Here is a 15,160-nt window from a genome sequence, read left to right on the forward strand (position 1 = left end):
CGTATCAACTGCGCTGCTGCCCCACAGTATCGGCGTCCGTGCCCGGCCTGTCGCCCCTGTTCCAGGTCAGGGTGACGGAGAAGTTGGCTGCCGTCGCGGTGCTGGCGATGACGACATCCGCCTCGGCGGACAAGGACACCCCGAACTCCAGGGTGATCTCGTCCGGGGTCTGCGCCATCCCGGAGAACCGGCCCACGAAGCTCTCCGCAACGGGGCGTACGGTGTCCAGCATCTGCCCGAGCGTCCGCTCGGCCCGTGCCACGGTGCGGCCGCCCCGCCCCACGCGGACGAGCGCCTCGTCCACCTCGCGGATCTGGACGCGGACGGTTTGGTCGCCGGCGTCGCCGACGCCGTTGCCCAGAGGCACTTCCACCGTGTGGACATGGCGTTCGTTCATGGCTGTACTCCAATGCTCGGGAGTTGGAGATCGTAGCGAGAGCGGCCGAGGCGGTTCCCGGGAGCTTGTCGCGAGGAGACGGCCAGGTTCGGCGTGTCCGCGACGCAGGGCAAGAACTGACCGCGGGCTACGGCGGGCCGGTCAAGCGCACCCACACGTCGGCGTCGAACGGTCACGCCGCCGAGCTCAGCAGCACCGAAGCCAAGCAGCTCGCCGCCACCCCGGCGGTCGCCTCACTCCCACGAAGGCCCCGTCTCAGGCCTGCCTACTGACACAGCTCATAACAGAACCACCGACCGACATCCAGAGGCAGACTCCGCTGACGTCCCGATGGCAGTCGACAGCTCACCCAACCAAAGCTTCACGGTCCGTCCGAATCACAGACGTTCGAAGACCTGGCGGAGTCGTTGAGCCTCGTGAACCAGCCGCGACGAAGGGGGAATCACGTTGAGCTCGGCCGAGACCCACAAGCAGCAGGACACCGCACCACCGTTTCCTCCGCCGGCGGAGATCACCTACAGCGGGCAGTACTCCGTCAACCCGCTGGCCGAGGTGTCGTTCCGGCGGATGTGCGCGCAGATCCCCAAGGTGCTGCGCAGGATCGCCCGGCTGTCATGGCGGACCGACCGGCGGGCAGTGCAGCTGCTGTTGGGCTGCCAGGTGCTGACCGGCGTCTCGGCAGCCGTCCTGCTGACCGCGACCGCCGAGGCCATGCAGCCGATCCTCTCCGACGACGCCGTCGCCGACCGGCTGCGTAGTGCCCTGCCCGCACTCCTGGTGGTGGCCCTGGCGGCCGCGCTCGGCCGGGCCGTCGGCTCGGTGGCCATGTACGCCGAGCGGCGGATCACTCCCCGGCTGGCCACGGAGACGGACAGCGCCCTGGTCGAGGCGGTGTGCCGGGTCGAGGCCGCCGCGTATGCCGTGGACGGCTTCTCGGATCGGCAGGAGGCCGCCGAAATGGGGACGATCCGCACGCTGGTGATGGTCAGCGACGCCCAGTACTTCATGTCGGCACTGATCCGCATGATCACCGCCGGCAGCGTTCTGTCGGTGCTGAACGTGCTGATGCTGCCGCTGCTGTTGCTCGCCGTGCTCCCGGCCGGCGTCGGTGCCGTGCTCACCGCCCGGGTGGACTACGAGACCCACTACGCCAATGTGGCCGACCGCAACGTCCGCGGCATGATGCGCTGGTGGGCCACCACATCGAGGTACGGCGACGAGGTCCGCGCCAACTCGATGACGGACTACTTGATCTACTGGTACCGCGCCCTGTCCGACCGCTGCGACCGCCGTACCCTCGCCGCCGCGCCGCGCACCTTGCGGATCTCCCTGCTGTCCTCGCTGGCCGGCGGCTTCTTCCTCGTCACCGTCTGGGGAGCGCTGGCCTGGCTCGCCGTGAGCGGACGTATCGACCTCGCGGTCGCCGCCACCGCTGTCGTGGCGGTACAGACCACGCTGGCCGCCCTGTCCCAGGTCGTCATCAACGGCGCCGCCGTCTTCCACACCAGCCTCTACCTCGGTGACATGCAGTCCTTCCTCGACGATGCCACGGCGCGCGCACCCAGGCGGGGTCCCGAGTCCGTGGCCGCCCCGGTCGAGGAAATCGCCCTCCACGAAGTCGTCTACCAGTACCCGGGCAAGGACAAGCCCGCGGTGGCCAGCGTGTCCCTGACGCTGCGGCGCGGCGAGATCCTCGCGATCGTCGGAGCGAACGGTTCCGGCAAGTCGACCCTCACCCGGCTGCTCACCGGGATCTACCTCCCGGACAAGGGCAGGGTGACGTGGAACGGCACGGACCTCGCCACCGTCGCCCCCGCCACGGTATGGGCGAACACCGGCCTGGTGCCGCAGATCTTCGCGCAGTGGCCCCTGCGCGTCAGGGAGAACATCACCCTCGGCCAGCCCCGCACCCACGACGACGGACCGGTGTGGGAGGCCGTCGACGCCGTCGGCCTGCGTGAGGCCATCGACGACCTGCCCGCGGGCCTGGACACGCTGCTGGCCCGCGATGTCTTCGGCGGATCGGAACTCTCCGGCGGCCTGTGGCAGCGCGTCGCCTGTTCCCGGGCCCTGTACCGCAAGCCCGAGCTGCTGATCCTCGACGAGCCCACCTCACAGATGGACCCGCGCGGGGAACACGGCATCTTCGAACAGATCAAGGCCATCGCCGCCGACCGCATCACCATCGTGGTCACCCACCGCCTGGAGAACACCAAGATCGCGGACCACATCATCGTGATGGAACACGGCCGCATCACGGAACAGGGCAGCTACGACGACCTCGTCCACGGCGGCGGAACGTTCGCCGAGCTGCTGGAACTGTCCCAGGACCGCTGACCTGTCCGCGTCCGGGGCGCGCGTTCAGGCTTGTTGGCGGCGCCGCGCAAGGACGGCGGCGATCGGCATCGCCAAGGTGGCGCCGGCAGCGGTCCAGAACACGAACTTGGAGTCCGGCCCGTTGACCGTCCGCAATTCTCCGTCCGCGTGGCGGCAGAAGGAGTCGGGCGGGACGTACTGGGAGACAGGGGTGACGCGGATGCCGTAGCAGGGCGACGTTTCGGGAAACAGGCTCGGCTGCGCACGCTGCGAGAGGAACCAGCCGGCGAGCACTGTCAACCACCCGGCCAGCAGGAGCACGCTCAGCATCCAGTTGGGCATCTTCGCTCGCCGTCCCAGCAGCCAGACCAGGGTGGTTGGCATGACGAAAACGACGAACACAGCGGACAACAAGATCAGAGCCTTCAGAGGGCTATGACCCTACTGATCAGAGACCCGGGGGTACCTCACCGAGGTACCCCCGGCGGACCCGGAGATCACCAGTGACGTAAGTCACATCTCCTGCATACCTACCGGTCGGTACCCTCACCCTAGACCGCGAACGACAGGAGCCGTGATGTCTGCGACCAACCGCCAGATCCGCCTGGCAGCCCGTCCCCTCGGTGACGTGAAACCCGAGGACTGGGAGCACAGTTCCGAGCCCGTCCAGGAACCCGGTCCGGGCCAGTTCGCGGGCCGGACACGCGTCATATCCCTCGATCCGGCCATGCGCGGCTGGCTGGACGACCGTCCCTCTTACCTCCCCCCGGTCGGCATCGGTGAAGTGATGCGCGCCGGGTCGGTCGTCGAGGTCACCGCCTCGAACCACCCGGACTACCAGCCGGGTGATCACGTGGTCGGCACGTTCGGCGTGCAGGAGTACGTGGTCTCCGACGGCAAGGGCGCCCTGAAGATCGACACGTCCCTCGCGCCGCCCTCCACCTACCTCGGTGCGCTCGGGATGCCCGGCATGACCGCCTACTTCGGGCTCCTCGACGTCGGAGCGCTCAAGGACGGCGAGACCGTCGTGGTCTCCGGGGCGGCAGGCGCGGTCGGCACCATGGTGGGACAGATCGCGAAGGCCAAGGGCTGTCGGGTCGTCGGCATCGCCGGAGGACCGGAGAAGTGCCGACTGCTCACCGGCGAACTGGGCTTCGACGCGGCGATCGACTACCGCGCCGAGGATGTGCGCAAGGCACTGCGCCGGGAAGCCCCCGACGGCATCGACGTCTACTTCGACAACGTCGGAGGGGACATCCTGGATGCCGCCCTGACCCGGCTGGCGATGCACGCGCGTGTCGTGGTCTGCGGCGCGATCAGCCAGTACAACAACGCCACCCCCGTCCAGGGCCCCTCCAACTACCTGACGCTGCTGGTGCGTCGGGCCCGCATGGAGGGTTTCGTCGTCTTCGACTACGCCAAGCAGTACGCCAAGGCCGCGCAGGACATCTCCGCCTGGATCGCGGACGGCCGGGTCAAGGTCAAGGAACACGTGGTCCGGGGCACCGTCGACGACTTTCCTCAGACACTGCAGATGCTCTTCCGCGGCGAGAACGTCGGCAAGCTCGTGCTGGAGCTGGCGTGACCGCCTCCCACAGCCCCCGGGAGGGGAAGCCGGACAGCGCCGCGCTCGCGGGCAAGGTGGCGATCGTCACCGGCGGTGCCAGTGGCCTCGGCCGTGCCATGGCGCTCGCGCTGGGCAAGGCCGGGGCGCGGGTGGTCGTCGCGGACCTGGACGCCGGGGCCGGGCAGGAGGTGGCCGACCTGGTCGGCGGGGCCTTCCGCGCCTGTGACGTCTCCGACCTCGACGCCAACCGTGCGCTCGTGGAGTTCGCCCAGGAGCGGTACGGCGGTGTCGACATCGCGCTGCTCAACGCGGGCGTGGCGACCGGATGCGGCGTCGGCGACGACTTCGACCCCGCGCGCTACCGCCGGGCGATGGGCGCCAACCTCGACGGCGTGGTCTACGGCACCCATGCGGTGCTCCCGGCGCTGCGGGCCCGCGGCGGAGGCGCGATCGTGGCGACCGCCTCCCTCGCGGGACTGACGGCCGTACCACTGGACCCGCTGTACGCGGCGAACAAGCACGCGGTCGTCGGACTCGCCCGCTCGCTGGGGCCCGCTCTCGCACCGGACAACGTGCGCTTCAACGCGGTCTGCCCGGGGTTCGCCGAATCGCGGATCATCGACCGGCTGCGCGACATGTTGAGCGCGCAAGGCCTGCCCGTCATTCCGGCGGAGGTCGTGGCGGACACGGTGCTGCGGATCGTCACCGGCGACGGAACGGGCGAGTGCTGGTTCATCCAGCCGGACCGCGAACCGGAACCCTTCCGCTTCCGCAGCGTCCCCGGTCCAGGGAAGCCTGCGGCCGCCTGAGGGAGTTGGCGCCTTCTCGGAACGCAGGCCAGGGTGCGTCCCGGTCGTCGTCCTACGGAGCCCGCGTGGGCGCACCGCGCAAGCTGGGGTCGCGCTCACGCCGCACGGCCGTGCCGAGACCGATGAGTGAGGCCAGCAGGGAAAGGCCGGCCAGCAGTCCGAAGAGTTGGGGATATCCCCCCAGCGGTGCGGACAGGGCGGCCCCGGCGAACGGAGCGAGGGCGGAAGCCGCGGTCGCGGGTGCCGCGAGGAGCCCGGACAGACGGCCGTAGTGGGCGGCTCCCCAGCAATCGGTGATCGCGGTGGCCTGGAGGAGGGTGATGTTGCCGCGGACCATGCCGGCCGCGACCGACAACGCGGCCAGCAGGGCGTAGGGGCCCGGGACGAGTGCCAGGGCAGCTGTGGTGAGACCGCCCAGGCCGATGAGCGTGACCGTGCGAGCGGTGGGACGGGTACGGCGCGCCAGGGCCCCGTACAGGGTGCGGCCGAGGGTCTGGCCGGCGCCTCCGAGGCCCAGGGCCCAGGCGGCCTCGCTGGTGGTGAAGCCGCGTTCGAGCAGGAGCGGGACCAGGGCGACGACAACGGCGGAAATACTGAACGCGGAGAGGGTCAGTGCGGCCGCCAGCAGCCAGAACGGCCTGCTGCGGGCCACCGCGTCCGCGCCGCCGGTGATGTGGGCGGACGCTTGCGGCGCGGGGGGCCAGGGCGCGTTCAGTGCGAGCAAGTGGGCCGGGATGGTCACAGCGGCGAGGATGACGGCCAGGACGGCGTACGTCGCCCGCCAGGACATGTGGTCGGCGAGCGCCGCGGTGAGGGGCGCGAAGACGGTGGAGGCAAGGCCGCCGGCCAGTGTGACGAGGGTGAGTGCGCGGATGGGGTCGGGGGCCCACCACCGGGTCAGGGCGGCGAAGGCGGGTTGGTAGAAGGTGGCTGCCATCGACATCCCGGCGAGCAGCCAGCCCGCGGTGAAGACGGCCAGGTTCGGCGCGGCCGCCACCATGAGGATGCTGAGGACGGCGAGGACCGAACCCGCGGTCATCACGGCGCGTGGGCCGCTGCGGTCGATGATCCGGCCGACCCGTATACCGGTGAACGCGGAGACGAGCAGGGCGGTGGAGAAGGCTCCCGTGGTCGCCCCGACCGGCCAGCCGGTGGCCGCGTTGATCTGCGGATTGAGCACCGGGAAGGCGTAGTAGACGATGCCCCAGCTGGTGATCTGGGTGGCGCACAGGGCGGGCAGGGCGGCGCGAGGCCGCGACCGGTCCCCCGTACCGGTCGCGGCCTTGCCGGGGTGCACGTCGGCCATGGCGCGGTCAGCAGCGGCTACCGGCCGCGGCCGGCTGGGCCGCGGTGGCGCAGCAGGTGCTGTCCTTCTGCTTGGCCAGGGTGTCGGCGTCGGCCTTGACGACGTAGACCTCCCACGGTTCCTGGCCGGGCCCGTGCACCCACACCTTGTCCTGCAGGGCGTAGCAGCAGGCGGTGTCGTTCTCCACGTCCGTCGCCAGGCCCTGCTCCGCGAGGCGGGTGGCCGCCGCGTGGACGGCTTCGGAGGAGTCGACTTCGACGCCGAGGTGATCCATGCGCGTGTCCTCCCCCATCGTGCCCTGGATCAGGACGAGCTTCAGCGGGGGCTCGGCGATGGCGAAGTTCGCGTAGCCGTCGCGTACTTTGGCGGGTTCGGTGCCGAACAGCTTGCTGTAGAACGCGATCGCGGCCTCGAGATCGGGGACGCGAAGGGCGAGCTGCACTCGGGACATGACGGTCCTCCTGCCGTGGGAGTGGAGGCGCCCCGGCCAAGTCGGGCTGGGGCGCCCGGGGTTCAGGTTCAGCAGCCGCCGGCCGAGGGCGTGTCGCCGGCCGCGGCTGTGACCGGGGCGCCGATGCCGAGCGGTACGAGTTGCGGTGCCGGGGCGCAGCAGCCGCCGCCGTCGCTCTGTTCGGCGGCCGGGTCGTCGAAGATGCCCGCGCCGCCGCACACGCCCGTTTCGGGAAGGGTGAGTTCGACTCGGTCGGCGGACTCCAGGTCGCCTGCGATGGCGGCGGTGACGGAGCGAACCTGCTCGTAGCCGGTCAGGGCGAGGAAGGTGGGAGCGCGGCCGTAGGACTTCATGCCGACGAGGTAGATGCCGGGCTCGGGGTGGGACAGTTCCGCGTGGCCGTGCGGGTAGACGGTGCCGCATGAGTGCTGGTTGGGATCGATCAGCGGGGCCAGCGCGACGGGTGCCTGGAGGCGCTCGTCCAGGCCGAGGCGGATCTCCGAGAGGAAGGACAGGTCGGGGCGCAGGCCGGTGAGCACGATGACTTCGTCGACGGGGTCGAGGCGTCGGCCGTCCTCCCCCACCAGGATCAGCCGTCCGTCCTCCGCGCGGTCGAAGGCTTCGGTGCGGAAACCGGTGACGGCGTCGGCGTAGCCGTTGTCGACGGCTGCCTTCGCGGCCAGGCCCAGGGCGCCGCGGGCGGGCAGCTGGTCGCTCTCTCCGCCGCCGAAGGTGTCCCCGCCGATGCCTCGGCGCAGCACCCACACCGCGTGGGTGCCGGGCTCCTCCTGAGCGACATCGGCGAGGGTGGCGAGCGCGGTGAAGGCGGAGGCACCAGAGCCGATGACGGCGGTGCGCTTGCCTGCGTAACGGGCGCGTACGGCAGGGTCCTCGAGGTCGGGCACGCGGTAGGTGATGCGGTCCGCGGCCCCCTTCTCGCCGAGGGCGGGCAGGCCGCTGGCCCCGGCCGGACTGGGAGTGTTCCAGGTGCCGGAGGCGTCGATGACGGCGCGCGCGAAGAAGCGTTCCTCGTGGCCGTCGGCGGTGGTGACGTGCACGACGAAGGGCTGGCTCTCGCGGTCGGCGTCGACGATGCGGTCGCGTCCGGTGCGGGAGACGCCGGTGACGCGGGTGCCGTAGCGGACGCGCCGGCCGAGGACGTCGGCCAGGGGCTGCAGGTAGCGCTCGGTCCAGTCGCCTCCGGTCGGGTAGTCGCTGGCGTCCGGCTTGCTCCAGCCCGTGGGGGCGAGCAGCTTCTCGGCGGCCGGGTCGGTGAGCTCGCCCCAGGTGGAGAACAGACGCACGTGGCGCCACTCGCGGACCGCGGCCGCGGCGGCCGGTCCGGCTTCCAGGACCAGGGGCTCGATGCCGCGCTCGACAAGGTGGGCGGCCGCGGCCAGGCCGGTGGGACCGGCTCCGATGACGACGACGGGGAGGTGCTGCTCGCTCATGGTGGTCGATCTCCCTGAGTGGGTGGGGCGGGATCAGCGGGCGAAGGAGTAAGGGGATTACGTGCGCCGGCGGTGGGTCATGGCCCGGCAGGAGGCGTCGCAGACCTACGCCGACTCCCTGTTTCGATGTCTGTCGATGTCTGTCGTTGCCTGGAGCTTGCCACTCGCATCGACGAGTGTCAACATAGACGCATGTCGAAGTCAGAGGTTGTCGAGCTTCCCGTCCTGGACACCGGGACGGCGGTGCCGTGCTGCCCGCCGATCACCGCCGGGGAACTGTCGCAGGCAGACGCGGAGAAGATGGCCGCGATGTTCAAGGCACTGTCCGACCCGGTGCGGCTGCGCCTGTTCTCCAAGGTCGCCTCGTCCGCGGGCGGCGAGGCGTGCGTCTGCGACATCTCCGACGTCGGCGTCTCCCAGCCGACCGTCTCCCACCACCTGAAGAAGCTGCGCGAAGCCGGCCTCCTCACGAGCGAGCGGCGCGGGACCTGGGTCTACTACCAGGTCGCCCCGCCCGTGGTCGCCGCGATGTCCGCCATGCTCGACCTGCGCACCTGAGCGCACCGAGCCGCCCTGCCCTGCGGGTTCGACCGCCTACGCAGGGCGAAGACGGTGTGCGATCTGACGCGCGGCCTCGCGGGCAGTGCGGCCGAGGCCGATCAGGGTCGCGGAGGCAGGTCCGGTCCAGTCGCCGTAGCCGAGCAGGTGCAGGCGCGGCTCGTCCACCGCGCGGGTGCCCTCCGTGGCGATGTGACCGCGGCGGCCCCGAAGGTGCAGTGGGGCCAGGTGGGACAGTGCGGGCCGGAAGCCCGTGCACCAGATGATCGCGTCGGCCTCGGCTCGGGTGCCGTCGGCCCACTCGACGCCGCCGGGAACCAGCCTGGCGAACATCGGGCTCGCCTTGAGCAGCCCTCGATCCCGCGCCTCGCGCACAGGGGGTACGCCGACGATGTCGCCCAGCGACGCCACGCCGCCGGTGTCCGGGCGCCCCTCGTCGAGGGCGCGGCGGCGGGCGGTGGCCGCGTCGAACAGGGCACGGCCGTCGATGTCGTCGGCCAGATAGCGGGGCGGTCGCTGGGTGGCCCAGGTCAGCTCGGTGTCGTAGGCCAGGTCGGCGGCGATCTGAGCGCCGGAGTTGCCGCCGCCGACCACCACGACGCGCTGCCCGGCGAAGTCACGCGGACCGCGGTACTCGACCGTGTGCACCTGGCGCCCCTCGAACACGCCACGCCCTGGTACGGCGGGGAGGAAAGGGCGCCACCACGTGCCGGTCGCGCTGATCACGGCGCGGGCGCGCCAGGTGACGGAGTCGGTCTCCACGCGAAGAAGGTCTCCGTCCCGGTGGACACCGAGCGCCCGCACCGGTCGCACGATCGGGAGTTCGTAACGCTTCTCGTAGTCGCGCAGATACGTCACCACATGCTCGGCATGCGGGTATTCCTCCCCGACTTGCGGCGGCATGAGCCGTCCCGGAAGAGAGGAGAAGGCGGCAGGCGAGAAGAGGTGGAGCGAGTCCCATGTGTGCTGCCAGGCACCCCCCGACGCCGCCTGGGCGTCGAGGATGACGAAGTCGATGCCGAGGCGGCGCAGGTGGTATCCGGCGGCGAGGCCGGACTGGCCGCCGCCGATCACCACCACCTGCGCATCAAAGGTCATTCAGCGGACCGGCCCTGCACGAAGATGAGCGCCACCAGCGCCAGACCGACGGCCCCGCCCACGAGTTGAGCTCCGATGAAGCCCAGCAGCGAGCCCGGCGCGATGCCCGCGAAGGTGTCGCTGAAGGTACGGCCGATCGTCACCGCCGGGTTGGCGAAGGAGGTCGAGGACGTGAACCAGTACGCGGCGCCGATGTACGAGGCCACGGCCACCGGCGCGAACCGCAGCTGATGCGTGCGGGCCAGGCCGAAGATCAGCAGGATCAGACCGGCGGTGGCCACCACCTCACCCAGCAGCAGATGGCCGGCCGAGCGGTCGTGCGTCGACCACTCCACCAAGGGCTTGCCGAACATCGCGTCCGCCAGGATCGCGCCCGCGATCGCGCCGACGACCTGTGCGGGGACGTACACCGCGGCCTCGCGAGCCGTGACACCGTCGCCGCCCCGTCGGGCCGTCCACCACTCGGCCAGCGTGACGACGGGGTTGAAGTGCGCGCCCGACACCGGGCCGAGCAGCAGGATCAGGATGCCGAGACCGAAGACGGTGGCGATCGAGTTGGCCAGCAACTGCAGCCCGACGTCCTGCGTCAGCTCGGTCGCCTGAATGCCGGAGCCGACCACGACGGCGACCAGGAGAGCGGTGCCGAGCAGTTCGGCCGCGGCCCTGGAAGGCAGTGGGGTACGGGGTGGGGTGGCACCCGGCGCGGGCTGGGGCTCATGCCGGGAAGCGGGAGAGGGTATGGCGGCCTCCCCGGCTCTGTCGTGCTCGGCGGCCTCGGTGGCGGTCAACAGGACTCCTTCATGCAGTCGCCGTAAGGACGGTGATCAGGGGCAGGACCGCTTGATGTTGTTCTCGGCGGTGGCGCGCGCGGTCTCCGCCAGGTCGGCGAACTGACCCGCGAGGGCGGCGATGACGTCGGGCTTGAGCCGGTAGTAGGTGAACCGGCCGCAGGGCTCGGTCTCCACGACCCCGGCCTCGCGCAGCACCTTGAGATGGTTGGAGAGGTTGGTCTGCTTGGCTCCCGTCTCCTCGATCAGGTGGGTGCTGCAGAGTGTCTCCTCGGCGAGCAGGGTGACGATCTGGAGGCGGAGCGGGTCCGCGAGAACCCGCATCAGATCAGTGTCGACTGACGTCATCATGGACTGATACTGTCACATCACTCCGAGCTGATACCAGCCCGAGCTGAATCCTGGGCCCCGCATCCCCACACCCGACGAGGTCGTGCAGGCCGCCGACATCCCCCCTCGACCCGCTCACGAAGGAAGAACCCATGTCCTCCAGCCCGCTCGCCTCCGTGTTGTTCGTCTGCGTCCACAATGCCGGGCGCTCCCAGATGGCCGCCGGATTCCTGACCCACCTCGCGGGCGACCGGATCGAGGTCCGCTCCGCCGGCTCCGTCCCCGGTGACCAGGTCAACCCGGCCGCCGTCGAGGCCATGAAGGAGGTCGGCGTCGACATCTCCGCGGCCCAGCCGAAGATCCTGACCACCGAGGCCGTCCAGGCGTCCGACTACGTCATCACCATGGGCTGCGGGGACGCCTGCCCGATCTTCCCCGGCAAGACGTACCTCGACTGGGCACTGGAGGACCCGGCGGGCAAGGGTGTGGAGGCCGTCCGCCCCATCCGGGACGAGATCAAGACGCGCATCGAGGCCCTGATCGCCGAGATCGACGCGAAGCAGGAGGCGTGACCCCAGTGGCCGAGGCAGCCGAGAAAGCCGACGGAACCCACAGCACCGACAGCGACGGCATACGCGAGGTCATCGTCATCGGCTCCGGCCCCGCCGGATACACCGCCGCCCTCTACACCGCCCGTGCCGAACTCAGGCCGCTCGTCTTCGGGGGCGCCATCTTCGTCGGCGGCGCGCTGACGACGACCACCGAGGTGGAGAACTTCCCCGGCTTCCCCGACGGCATCGACGGCCCGGTCCTCATGGAGAACATGCGGGCCCAGGCGGTGCGCTTCGGCGCCGAGATGGTCGACGACGACATCATCGAGGTCGACCTCGGCGGCGACATCAAGACCGTGACCGACAGCGCCGGCACCGTGCACCGGGCGAAGGCCGTCATCGTCGCCACCGGGTCCGGGTACCGCAAGCTCGGCCTGCCCCGGGAGGACGAGCTGTCCGGTCGGGGGGTGTCCTGGTGCGCCACCTGCGACGGCTTCTTCTTCCGCGATCGCGACATCGTCGTGGTCGGCGGCGGTGACACCGCCATGGAGGAGGCCACCTTCCTCACCCGCTTCGCCCGCTCCGTGACCGTCGTGCACCGCCGCTCCACCTTGCGGGCCTCACAGGTCATGCAGCATCGCGCCTTCTCCGACGACAAGATCTCCTTCACCTTCGACAGCGAGATCGCGGAGATCAAGGAGGAGGACGGCAAGCTCGCCGGCGTCGTGCTGCGCGATGTCTTCAGCGGCACGACTCGAGACCTCGACGTGACAGGCCTGTTCATCGCGATCGGCCACGACCCGCGGACCGAACTGTTCAAGGGGCAGCTGGACCTGGACGGGCAAGGGTACGTGAAGGTCCACGCGCCGTCGACGCGTACGAACCTCTCCGGCGTCTTCGCCGCGGGCGACGTCGTCGATCACACCTACCGCCAGGCGATCACCGCTGCCGCCGGCGGCTGCCAGGCCGCCCTGGACGCCGAGCGCTTCCTCGCCGCCCGTGCGGACAACACGGAAGCCTCCACAGCCGAGCCAGCGCGGGAACGCGACCTCGAGAACGTCGCCGCCTGAGCACCGACCCCGCCCCGGCAGACAGCGCGTTCAGGAGGGCCGGACGAATCCTCGGCAGGCGCCCGGTGCCTTGTTCCAAAGGTGGCGACGGATCGTGGCAACCTGAGGGGCCTCTGGGCAGGATGCCGGTCATGACCACCGACCAGCCCCAGTCCCTTTGCCTCCCTCGGCCGACGCACTCGACACCTGTCCTGTTCGGGGCGGGGGCTGCCATCGGGGTCCTGGGCGGGATGATCGGGCTGGGCGGCGCGGAGTTCCGCCTGCCTCTGCTGATCGGTCTGTTCGGGTTCGCCGCGCTCTCGGCGGTCATCCTGAACAAGGCGATGAGCCTGGTCGTGGTCCTGGTCGCGCTGCCTGCGCGGCTGGCCGCGGTCCCGGCCGCCGAGATCGCGACTCGCTGGCCCGTCGCGGTCAACCTGCTGGCCGGCAGCCTCCTCGGTGCCTGGGCGGGCGCGTCCTGGGCCGTCCGGATGCGCTCCGCCACCCTTTACAGAGTGCTGGCCGCCCTGATGGTCCTCATGGCCGTCGCGCTCGTGGTCACTCACACCACCACCGTGGACGCCCTCGCACTGCCGCTGGGGGCCCGGATCCCTGCCGGAGTCGCGGCCGGGTTCGGGATCGGCGTCGTCGCCGCGATCATGGGCGTGGCGGGTGGCGAGCTGCTGATCCCGACGATCGTGCTGCTGTTCGGCGAGGACATCAAGACCGCCGGAAGTCCCTCCCTGCTGGTCTCCCTGCCGACCATGCTGGTGGCCTTCGCTCGCTACAGCCGGGACGGCAGCTTCGCTGTCCTCGGCGCCAACCTCCGCTTCACAGCGGTCATGGCGGCGGGCTCGGTCACCGGAGCCGTACTGGGCGGACTGCTGCTCGGCGTCTTCCCGGACCTGGTGCTCATCCCTGCGCTGGCCGTGATCCTGCTCGTCTCAGCGGTCAAAGTCGCCCGTCACACCTGAGCGGCCGGATACCACCATCAGAGCCCCGTCTTGCCGGTGCGCGTAGTGCTGCAGCCAACCGTGTGGGCCAGTGTGCGGATGATGCCCAGGCCACGGCCATGGTCGCATCCGGAGGTGTGACAGGGGGCGGTGACGTCGATGGGTGCTGGGGATCCGTCGTGGACGGAGATGCGCAACTGCCGTCCTTCAAGCAGTAGTTGCAGGCCGACGGTCCCGGGGCGGGAGTGCAGGTAGGCGTTCGTCACGAGTTCGGAGACGACCAGGACCGCGTCGTCGACCAATGCCAGGGAGAGCCCCCATCCGCGCAGGGTCGTGGAGGTGTGGCGGCGGGCCCGGTGTGCTGCTTGGGGGGTGTGGTCCAGCGGGAGGCTGGTCGCGTGCGGGACATAGCTTTGCTGCCGGCGCATGCTCTGGTTGGTGGTGGTCTTCATGGGGGCCTCATCGAGGTGGGCATTTTTCGGGTTCTTCGGGTGGTGGGCTGGGCTCCTTCCTGTGCTGCTGCGGACGGCTTCGAGGGGGTGGTGGTACCCCGGATCCGGTGCGGGGCGGTTGGGGTTTCCGGATCCGGGGTGGCTGATGTCCCCGCGGGGCTACTTCACGGCGCCTGCGGTGAGGCCGCGGGTGAGGGAGCGCTGGAAGATGAGGAAGAAGACGATCATCGGGATGACGCCGAGGAGGGCGGCGGCGCTCATGGCGGTGGGGTCACTGGTGTACTGGCCCTGCATGACGGACAGGCCGAGCGGAACGGTCTGTTGGTCGTTGGAGATGAGCAGGACGAGTGGGTAGAGGAACTCGTTCCAGCTCCAGACGAAGAAGAACACACACATCACCGACAAGGTGGGCCAGCTCATCGGCAGCACGATGCGCCACAGGATCGTCAGGCGGCCCGCGCCGTCGAGCGAGGCGGCCTCGATGAGCTCGCGGGGGAAGGTGCTGAAGACGGAGGAGAGCAGGTAGGTGCCGAACGCGCTGTAGGTGATGCCGACCAGGATGGTGTAGCCGAGCTTGCCGTCGTAGAGGCCCAGTTCCTTGAACAGGTAGTAGATCGGGTAGACCAGGCCCTCTTGCGGCAGGACGTTGACGCCGAGGAAGAACACCAGGAAGGCGGTGCGCCACCGGATGCGGCCGATCCCGATGGCGTAGGCGTTGAGGAGGGCCAGGACGACGGCGATGACGACGACGCCGAGGCTGATCTGGATGCTGTTGACGAGTTTCTGGGTGAAGTCGACGCGCTCCCAGACGTCGCCGATGATGCTCCAGTTCCACTGCTCGGGCCAGGACAGAGAACCGTTGGCGCGGTAGTCGGCGCTGGTCTTGAAGGAATTGACCAGGATGATCAGGAAGGGGGCGAGGAAGGCGAGGACGAAGACGGTGACGGCGGCGACGACGGCGTAGGAACCCGCTCCCCGTCCGGCGGCCGTGGGCTTTCCGCGATGTCCTGTCCGGCGGGCGGGGCGCAGAAGAGCGGCCTGCCCGGCGTCCGGCGCAGTGGGAGGAATCGTGTCGGTCTTCATG

The 15,160-nt window shown here is 70.2% G+C and carries 17 protein-coding genes; 7 read left to right on the forward strand and 10 right to left on the reverse strand.

Annotated features, from left to right (window positions below):
• Positions 1-4: 4 nt before the first annotated feature.
• On the reverse strand, positions 5-397 hold the full coding sequence (locus ACWD11_RS24330) for a CU044_2847 family protein (protein WP_451285466.1): 393 nt from the start codon (positions 395-397) through the stop codon (positions 5-7).
• Positions 398-844: 447 nt separating this feature from the next.
• On the opposite strand from ACWD11_RS24330, the gene ACWD11_RS24335 reads away from it, so the two are divergent.
• Positions 845-2,734, forward strand: a complete 1,890-nt coding sequence (locus ACWD11_RS24335) for an ATP-binding cassette domain-containing protein (protein ID WP_451285468.1) — start codon at positions 845-847, stop codon at positions 2,732-2,734.
• Positions 2,735-2,758: 24 nt separating this feature from the next.
• Here the strand turns inward: ACWD11_RS24335 and ACWD11_RS24340 are convergent, their stop codons facing one another.
• On the reverse strand, positions 2,759-3,097 hold the full coding sequence (locus ACWD11_RS24340; protein WP_451285470.1) for a hypothetical protein: 339 nt from the start codon (positions 3,095-3,097) through the stop codon (positions 2,759-2,761).
• A 193-nt stretch (positions 3,098-3,290) separates the two neighbouring features.
• Here ACWD11_RS24340 and ACWD11_RS24345 point away from each other — a divergent pair, with 193 nt between their 5' ends.
• Both ACWD11_RS24345 and ACWD11_RS24350 read left to right on the forward strand, forming a co-directional pair.
• Entirely contained in the window at positions 3,291-4,298 is a 1,008-nt protein-coding gene (locus tag ACWD11_RS24345) for an NADP-dependent oxidoreductase (protein WP_451285472.1), read from the forward strand.
• Positions 4,295-5,089: an SDR family oxidoreductase gene (locus tag ACWD11_RS24350; RefSeq protein WP_451285474.1), complete on the forward strand. Its 795-nt coding sequence runs from the start codon at positions 4,295-4,297 to the stop codon at positions 5,087-5,089. Before ACWD11_RS24345 ends, ACWD11_RS24350 begins: the two co-directional genes overlap by 4 nt.
• A gap of 52 nt (positions 5,090-5,141) precedes the next feature.
• On the opposite strand, the gene ACWD11_RS24355 is transcribed toward ACWD11_RS24350, so the two are convergent.
• The 3 genes from ACWD11_RS24355 to ACWD11_RS24365 form a co-directional block, all read right to left on the reverse strand.
• A complete protein-coding gene (locus tag ACWD11_RS24355) occupies positions 5,142-6,395 on the reverse strand; it encodes an MFS transporter (protein ID WP_451285476.1) in 1,254 nt (417 codons plus the stop codon).
• 7 nt (positions 6,396-6,402) lie between these two features.
• Positions 6,403-6,846, reverse strand: a complete 444-nt coding sequence (locus ACWD11_RS24360) for an ArsI/CadI family heavy metal resistance metalloenzyme (RefSeq protein WP_451285477.1) — start codon at positions 6,844-6,846, stop codon at positions 6,403-6,405.
• 68 nt (positions 6,847-6,914) lie between these two features.
• A complete protein-coding gene (locus ACWD11_RS24365) occupies positions 6,915-8,297 on the reverse strand; it encodes an FAD-dependent oxidoreductase (RefSeq protein WP_451285479.1) in 1,383 nt (460 codons plus the stop codon).
• Positions 8,298-8,489: 192 nt separating this feature from the next.
• Here ACWD11_RS24365 and ACWD11_RS24370 point away from each other — a divergent pair, with 192 nt between their 5' ends.
• Entirely contained in the window at positions 8,490-8,855 is a 366-nt protein-coding gene (locus tag ACWD11_RS24370; RefSeq protein WP_389417420.1) for an ArsR/SmtB family transcription factor, read from the forward strand.
• 36 nt (positions 8,856-8,891) lie between these two features.
• Here the strand turns inward: ACWD11_RS24370 and ACWD11_RS24375 are convergent, their stop codons facing one another.
• The 3 genes from ACWD11_RS24375 to ACWD11_RS24385 are packed head-to-tail and all read right to left on the reverse strand — an operon-like array spanning position 8,892 to position 11,092.
• Positions 8,892-9,953, reverse strand: coding sequence for an ArsO family NAD(P)H-dependent flavin-containing monooxygenase (locus ACWD11_RS24375; RefSeq protein WP_451285482.1), 1,062 nt, complete (start codon positions 9,951-9,953; stop codon positions 8,892-8,894).
• On the reverse strand, positions 9,950-10,741 hold the full coding sequence (locus tag ACWD11_RS24380; protein ID WP_451285483.1) for an aquaporin: 792 nt from the start codon (positions 10,739-10,741) through the stop codon (positions 9,950-9,952). The genes ACWD11_RS24375 and ACWD11_RS24380 overlap by 4 nt, the downstream gene beginning before the upstream one ends.
• A 36-nt stretch (positions 10,742-10,777) precedes the next feature.
• Positions 10,778-11,092: an ArsR/SmtB family transcription factor gene (locus ACWD11_RS24385; protein WP_451285485.1), complete on the reverse strand. Its 315-nt coding sequence runs from the start codon at positions 11,090-11,092 to the stop codon at positions 10,778-10,780.
• A gap of 131 nt (positions 11,093-11,223) precedes the next feature.
• Here ACWD11_RS24385 and ACWD11_RS24390 point away from each other — a divergent pair, with 131 nt between their 5' ends.
• The 3 genes from ACWD11_RS24390 (at position 11,224) to ACWD11_RS24400 (ending at position 13,645) form a co-directional block, all read left to right on the forward strand.
• Positions 11,224-11,643, forward strand: coding sequence for an arsenate reductase ArsC (locus ACWD11_RS24390; RefSeq protein ID WP_389417416.1), 420 nt, complete (start codon positions 11,224-11,226; stop codon positions 11,641-11,643).
• A gap of 59 nt (positions 11,644-11,702) precedes the next feature.
• Positions 11,703-12,692, forward strand: coding sequence for a thioredoxin-disulfide reductase (gene trxB / locus ACWD11_RS24395; RefSeq protein WP_389417482.1), 990 nt, complete (start codon positions 11,703-11,705; stop codon positions 12,690-12,692).
• 131 nt (positions 12,693-12,823) lie between these two features.
• The gene (locus tag ACWD11_RS24400) at positions 12,824-13,645 is read left to right on the forward strand and encodes a sulfite exporter TauE/SafE family protein (RefSeq protein ID WP_451285487.1); all 822 of its coding nucleotides are present in this window, start codon (positions 12,824-12,826) and stop codon (positions 13,643-13,645) included.
• Positions 13,646-13,662: 17 nt separating this feature from the next.
• On the opposite strand, the gene ACWD11_RS24405 is transcribed toward ACWD11_RS24400, so the two are convergent.
• Both ACWD11_RS24405 and ACWD11_RS24410 read right to left on the reverse strand, forming a co-directional pair.
• Positions 13,663-14,076, reverse strand: coding sequence for an ATP-binding protein (locus ACWD11_RS24405; RefSeq protein ID WP_451285489.1), 414 nt, complete (start codon positions 14,074-14,076; stop codon positions 13,663-13,665).
• Positions 14,077-14,235: 159 nt separating this feature from the next.
• Positions 14,236-15,159 carry a carbohydrate ABC transporter permease gene (locus tag ACWD11_RS24410; protein ID WP_389417413.1) on the reverse strand — a complete coding sequence of 308 codons (924 nt, stop codon included), beginning with the start codon at positions 15,157-15,159 and terminating at the stop codon, positions 14,236-14,238.
• Position 15,160 lies beyond the last annotated feature (1 nt).

Source organism: Streptomyces sp. NPDC002776 (assembly GCF_053592195.1).

What these genes read in the sequence shown, in the direction of transcription:
- ACWD11_RS24390 (WP_389417416.1), top strand. Translation starts at nt 11,224, where the DNA reads ATGTCCTCCAGCCCGCTCGCCTCCGTGTTGTTCGTCTGCGTCCACAAT.
- ACWD11_RS24360 (WP_451285477.1), bottom strand. Translation starts at nt 6,846, where the DNA reads ATGTCCCGAGTGCAGCTCGCCCTTCGCGTCCCCGATCTCGAGGCCGCG.
- ACWD11_RS24345 (WP_451285472.1), top strand. Translation starts at nt 3,291, where the DNA reads ATGTCTGCGACCAACCGCCAGATCCGCCTGGCAGCCCGTCCCCTCGGT.
- ACWD11_RS24400 (WP_451285487.1), top strand. Translation starts at nt 12,824, where the DNA reads ATGACCACCGACCAGCCCCAGTCCCTTTGCCTCCCTCGGCCGACGCAC.
- ACWD11_RS24340 (WP_451285470.1), bottom strand. Translation starts at nt 3,097, where the DNA reads ATGCCAACCACCCTGGTCTGGCTGCTGGGACGGCGAGCGAAGATGCCC.
- ACWD11_RS24405 (WP_451285489.1), bottom strand. Translation starts at nt 14,076, where the DNA reads ATGAAGACCACCACCAACCAGAGCATGCGCCGGCAGCAAAGCTATGTC.
- ACWD11_RS24375 (WP_451285482.1), bottom strand. Translation starts at nt 9,953, where the DNA reads ATGACCTTTGATGCGCAGGTGGTGGTGATCGGCGGCGGCCAGTCCGGC.
- ACWD11_RS24365 (WP_451285479.1), bottom strand. Translation starts at nt 8,297, where the DNA reads ATGAGCGAGCAGCACCTCCCCGTCGTCGTCATCGGAGCCGGTCCCACC.
- ACWD11_RS24330 (WP_451285466.1), bottom strand. Translation starts at nt 397, where the DNA reads ATGAACGAACGCCATGTCCACACGGTGGAAGTGCCTCTGGGCAACGGC.
- ACWD11_RS24355 (WP_451285476.1), bottom strand. Translation starts at nt 6,395, where the DNA reads ATGGCCGACGTGCACCCCGGCAAGGCCGCGACCGGTACGGGGGACCGG.
- ACWD11_RS24410 (WP_389417413.1), bottom strand. Translation starts at nt 15,159, where the DNA reads ATGAAGACCGACACGATTCCTCCCACTGCGCCGGACGCCGGGCAGGCC.
- ACWD11_RS24370 (WP_389417420.1), top strand. Translation starts at nt 8,490, where the DNA reads ATGTCGAAGTCAGAGGTTGTCGAGCTTCCCGTCCTGGACACCGGGACG.
- ACWD11_RS24385 (WP_451285485.1), bottom strand. Translation starts at nt 11,092, where the DNA reads ATGATGACGTCAGTCGACACTGATCTGATGCGGGTTCTCGCGGACCCG.